Genomic DNA, 4,994 nt, shown 5'->3' with positions numbered 1-4,994 from the left:
CAGTGCCCAGGAAGGGGGTCAAGCGGTCTTCACGCTGGAAATAGCGAGCGGGCTCGACTTTAAAATTGTTCAATGCGAGAGAGGTCGCCTCGGCCCGTTAGACCGATGCAAATTGAGGAAGGGAAAAAGGCATGCGGAAATGGCGACTAAAATGGTGGATCAAAGGTCGCTAATCTGCAGAACAGTTCCTGCCCGCAGCTGGGGGGCAATGGAATCACCGGTCGGGAATTCTTCAAGCCTTTCCCCTTGGATCTTAAAATGCAAAAGGGTTTTCTCCAGAGCCGCAAATCCCGGGATCTTCTTCTGACTCCATCCTTTCTTGAGCATCGCTTCTTTCAGTTTGGGATCAATAGCAAACGCACAGAAATCAGGCAAAGACCTGATAATGCAGAGCTGAACTCCAACCTGGTGATGGCTCGATTCCTTGGAGTGATGGATTTTTTGTCCACAAAATGAATGCGCTGCAGCTGACGACACACGTCGGGATCCGAAGCCCGTTCCGGCACGCAGTCCACCAGCTTCGCCGGGTCCTTGTTTTTGTCACAGTGCGCATCAGAACTCGAGAGGCAGTCAGCAATCAACTGGAGCAGGGCACGATTGGTGTTGAACTCGGTGTGTTCGAATTCTGCGCTGACCGCTCGTTGTCTGTGGCTGAACTTTCCCATCCCTGATCTGACGCTCGCTAAAGGATCACTGTCCCCCGGCTGCCGAGCTGGTCATGAAGGCAATGGACTGCAGGTTGCCCTTGTTCAGTGGGATACTAATCCCCTCAAAGGTGTCCCAGCATGAACAGTTCCAGTTCGACCTACGTCCTGAACCCTGGACCTTTGTCCACAGTTCTGCACCTGGTGCGCATGATCTTCCGATGAATTCCCGGTAAATTCGGCCAAAATCCTGGACTCAGAAGCTGGCACCTGGATTGCATTAAGGGAAGCCAATGGGTTCAATAAGGCACGATCTTCGTGAAGGAATATCGAATGATCTACACAATTTTCAAACAAATGACCCTCCTGCTTTTCATTGGATTGGCCATCAGCTGTGGACCGGACACGCGGATGTCCGCGCTCAAGGAGGAAGCCCCCGAGCAGGATTGGAAGCTGGGTCAGGCGACCAATGATTCCACTCTTATCGGCATTAAAATGTTTCGGGTCTCGGATCGGGTTGTGCTTGCTGATCTGCCCAGCGTGATCCCGGTAATCGTTTTCAATCAACTGAAGAAAAATGCCGATGGAAGCGAGGAATTTGCACCGATTGGATTCGCCGTCAACTGCAAGGATAGTGACCTGCTGCCTCTGCTCAATGCCTTCGGCAAATCCTTCATTGCCGCGGGCGATTCCGAAAAAATCTCGGAAGAGGATCTCAACACCAGCTTTCGCGTAACCGAGCAACCCATTCTGCGCTGTGATGCTGTCAAGGGAATCAATCAAAAGGCCCAACTCTTCAGTCACGTCTACCGTGTGATCGACCGACAGGCACATCGCGCCCATTACCTTGTGCGTTTCAACACCTACAGCCCCATCGACAAACGACTTTTTGAAGTAGGCTGTCGTAATATCCTTGATACCTTTCTGAACCCCACAAATGGCAACCCGCTGCCCTCCATTCCCCTCTTTAAGGAAAGCCTTAACGATCTGCCAGGTGCTGACGACATCGGTGCTTTGCATTGCTTCCAGGAATCATCAGCGCTGCCACAGGACATTTCACTGGCCTATCAGAAGGCGGCTGCTCCGCGCTTCGATGCCCGTCTCTTTCGAGTGCAGGATGCGGAACTTGGCTTGACGCGGGTTCTGCTGAGCGGCGACAAGGCATTTCGTCTGGATTGCCCGGGCACGGATGCCGAGCTGCAAAAGGCCTTTGGCTTTCCAAGCACGGGAAATCTGGAGACCATCACGGCTGCTGACAAGGAACTCTTCGACCAGTATTTGAACGGAAAAATCGAAGAGCAGCCGGCGCTGGAATGTCCGAGCATCTGGCACCCGCAGTTTGCCACCGACGCCTATCAGGTCCTCAACCAAAACGGTGCCGATCAGCGCAGCAGCCTCAACAACCCTGTGATGCGACTCAAAACCGATGAAAGCACCCTCGTGCAATTCAGCTGTGAGTCCGCTGCCAGGGTCTTCGCAGGTTCCCTGATTGAAAAACTCACAGCTGATCCAGGACGCATGATCCAGATCACAAAGGAATCCCTGGCGCACGTGCCTAGGAAGTATGTTCCCGGTCAGCTCCATGCAAAATTCTACCAAATTGGCTGTTCACCAGAACGAGGAGGACCGAGGCGCGAGGATATTCAGACCGCTTTCCTGCGGGTCTTCGGCACCCCGGCGTTTCCGGATTGGGTGGAAGACCACGAAGTCAAGATCAAGGCTCAGCTCAAGACTTTCCGTTACGAGGATATCGTGAATTACTTTGTGAACGACATGGCCTTCAGCGCGCATGAAGTGAACATGATCACCGGACGGGCCTTTCTTCAGGCCAAGGGACGCGATCCGACGGCTGCCGAGAGAAACCTCTTCGCCAACCTGATTCTGAACCAGCGGAAACTTCGCCCGCACTATAGTGAGCTGGTGGCGCACCTCACCTATTCCTATAATGAAAATACGATACAAAGCAGTTGGCCTTGCCTCACCTGCAATCGTGATGCGCTGACACTCAGCATTGAAGACGTGAAGTTCGCTTTTCTCGAGGTATTCGGCCTGCCGGCGGACGAGGCCTATCTTGCCAATGCCGCCACTCGAATCAGATCCAGTATGAGCAGCTTTCATCCGCAGGATGTGGTGAACTACTTCATCTATGGAATGGCGACGAGCGAATGGGAAGTCAAGCTCATAACCGAACGCGCTTTCCGTGCCGCGATATTCCGTGACCCGAAACCCGAGGAGGCCGAACTCTTCCAAACCATGATTCTGAAAACGAAGATTCTGCGCCCTTACTTTCTCGAAGTCGCTTCCTATTTGCGCAGTGTGCCACGACCAAGCGAAACTCTTTTGAGGGACGGCAGCACGTACCGCTTCGTGGTCGAATCCACCGGCAAGTGTTTGGACATCAACTTTGCCAAAGACGAAAATGGAACCCCAGCCCAGCAATGGGCCTGCAATGGTGGTACAGCCCAGGATTTCACCGTGCAGGCCGTTGGCAATGGCTACTATACTCTGGTCCTCAAAAGCAATGGCAAATGCCTCGACGTTTCGAGCGGATACGTCTTTGATGAAACCAAAATTCAGCTCTGGGAATGCAACGACTTCGCGCATCAAAGATTTTTTGCCGAACGGGCCGGAGACGGCAGTATACGCCTCAAGCCAGGGAACAGTGGACTCTGCCTGGAAGCAGAAACGTCAGCGGCTGACGATGGAGTCAGAATCCAACAATCGGTCTGTCGAGCCGGGAAGCCGACGCAGGTATGGATTCCTTTGCTTGCGCCTTAAAACAATGCGCTCCCAAGGACACCGTTTTGGTGGACCGCTTTAAAGCCCTGAGCAATGGCGTGATACCGGCCCAGGTATGCGAAGCATTCTGCAGCCTGACGTAGGGAAGCTAGTTTTAGCTTACCGGCGATTTCTGGACGATTCGATAGGGCAGTGAACCAAATCTCTCGGCACCTTGAGCAGGAGGAAGTTTCATGCTGGAGTATTGGATCCTCCTAAGGTCTGACAGCGAAACGCCAAGCTTTTCCAACTAGGAACGTGTCCTGACAGGATTCTAAGAACGATTTAAGATTGTTTTCAACCCTGATTCACATGAAGTTATCATCACGAATTGCTACTATGCGAGGCCTCTTATCTATTCGATTTACGCCTTTGGCTAATTTTACCTTTATGCCTGTGGCTGCATAATACTGTATAAGCCATGGAATATAATTTTTCATGCGTAGCTGGAGCATGCGATATGCAGGAGTGGGAACCGCCCGATTCAGGGGCGTTGTTCGGATTTTTTGTTTCACCTGCTGACAGGAAAAGTCAGGGAATTTTGGAAGGCATAAAAGTTCTGGTGGTGGATGATCTCGAGGACAACAGAATCATGCTATTTTGGATTTTAAACGGTGCCGGAGCGATTGTCAGAGCCGAAGAATCGGTGGATCAGGCTTTGGTTGCCATTGGAGAGTTCAAGCCGGACGTTATTGTCAGTGATATTTCAATGCCAGATAGAGATGGTCATGACCTTATTCGCACCTTGCGGAAAGGTATTGAGGCGCATGAAGGTCACAAAACCCCGGCTATAGCCGTATCTGCTCACGCGAATCCTGCGCTTAAGCAAAAGTCTCTATCTGAAGGTTTTCAGGTCCACATTGGTAAACCAGTCGACAGGCAGCTTCTCCTCGGCCTTGTTAAGGTATTGGCCGAACTTGATGGAAAAGCGGTCAAATATGGTTTTGATCCGTCTGCGTATTTGAGTAGCAGTGGATGAAAATCTGCGGCAGAAATGTGGGATTTCGGTGAAATCAATGTCTTGCCTAAATTCTGGTTCTGTTGCGTTTGTTTTCCAATAAAATGTACCTTCGCGACATATCCGATCAAAAAAGGCTCCAGGATGAAGTGCTTCAGCAGAGGGAAAAATCAAAGGCCCTGGAGCAAAGGGTTCAGGAGCTCCTTCTCACCCGCTTTCAGGATGCCAGAAGGCTCATTGAAACATTGGAGGCGAGGCTCCAGGGTCCTGATGAGCTCTGACTCGAGGCCGCCGCTAAACGGGACCTTCACACGAGGAAGGGTGAAGCCCGTACCCTTGGACTCAAAGGACTCAGCAAAGCAATTCATGGCCTGGAAAGCGCCCTTTCCGTGCGGAAGGCGGAGGTCATCAGTCAGGCCCTTACGGTGCTTCGCGAGGAGATCGAAGCCTACCAGTGCCTGATGCGCGACATGTTCACGAGCCGCTCCACGGGTCAGGAGACCTCGGCCACCAGCGGACGGGGGTGAGCCTCTCGGCGGTCAGGGAGCTGTGTCGCAGCTTCCAGGGCGACACTCATCTTCTCGCCAATGACCAGGGTGAGGGCAGTCTGCTGG

The 4,994-nt window shown here is 52.3% G+C and carries 4 protein-coding genes and 1 pseudogene; 3 read left to right on the top strand and 2 right to left on the bottom strand.

Features of this window, described 5'->3' with window-relative positions:
• Positions 1-159: 159 nt before the first annotated feature.
• Together VE954_RS27035 and VE954_RS27030 are read right to left on the bottom strand one after the other, a co-directional pair.
• On the bottom strand, positions 160-327 hold the full coding sequence (locus tag VE954_RS27035; protein WP_324958750.1) for a hypothetical protein: 168 nt from the start codon (positions 325-327) through the stop codon (positions 160-162).
• 8 nt (positions 328-335) lie between these two features.
• A complete protein-coding gene (locus VE954_RS27030; RefSeq protein ID WP_324958748.1) occupies positions 336-665 on the bottom strand; it encodes a hypothetical protein in 330 nt (109 codons plus the stop codon).
• 312 nt (positions 666-977) lie between these two features.
• Between VE954_RS27030 and VE954_RS27025 the strand changes: the two genes are divergently transcribed.
• From VE954_RS27025 to VE954_RS44440, 3 genes and pseudogenes are all read left to right on the top strand, one after another.
• Complete coding sequence (locus tag VE954_RS27025) at positions 978-3,422, top strand: RICIN domain-containing protein (protein ID WP_324958746.1); 2,445 nt, start codon at positions 978-980, stop codon at positions 3,420-3,422.
• A gap of 460 nt (positions 3,423-3,882) precedes the next feature.
• Entirely contained in the window at positions 3,883-4,401 is a 519-nt protein-coding gene (locus VE954_RS27020) for a response regulator (protein WP_324958744.1), read from the top strand.
• A 281-nt stretch (positions 4,402-4,682) separates the two neighbouring features.
• Positions 4,683-4,907 (top strand): annotated as a pseudogene (locus VE954_RS44440) (Hpt domain-containing protein); the annotation flags it as partial.
• Positions 4,908-4,994 lie beyond the last annotated feature (87 nt).

The organism is Oligoflexus sp. (assembly GCF_035638955.1).
In the GTDB taxonomy this organism is placed as follows: Bacteria; Bdellovibrionota_B; Oligoflexia; order Oligoflexales; family Oligoflexaceae; genus Oligoflexus.
This window is presented reverse-complemented; position numbering and strand designations above follow the sequence as displayed.

Excerpts from the sequence above, each read along its gene's own strand:
- VE954_RS27025 (WP_324958746.1), top strand. The coding sequence starts at position 978 with ATGATCTACACAATTTTCAAACAAATGACCCTCCTGCTTTTCATTGGA.
- VE954_RS27020 (WP_324958744.1), top strand. The coding sequence starts at position 3,883 with ATGCAGGAGTGGGAACCGCCCGATTCAGGGGCGTTGTTCGGATTTTTT.
- VE954_RS27030 (WP_324958748.1), bottom strand. The coding sequence starts at position 665 with ATGGGAAAGTTCAGCCACAGACAACGAGCGGTCAGCGCAGAATTCGAA.
- VE954_RS27035 (WP_324958750.1), bottom strand. The coding sequence starts at position 327 with ATGCTCAAGAAAGGATGGAGTCAGAAGAAGATCCCGGGATTTGCGGCT.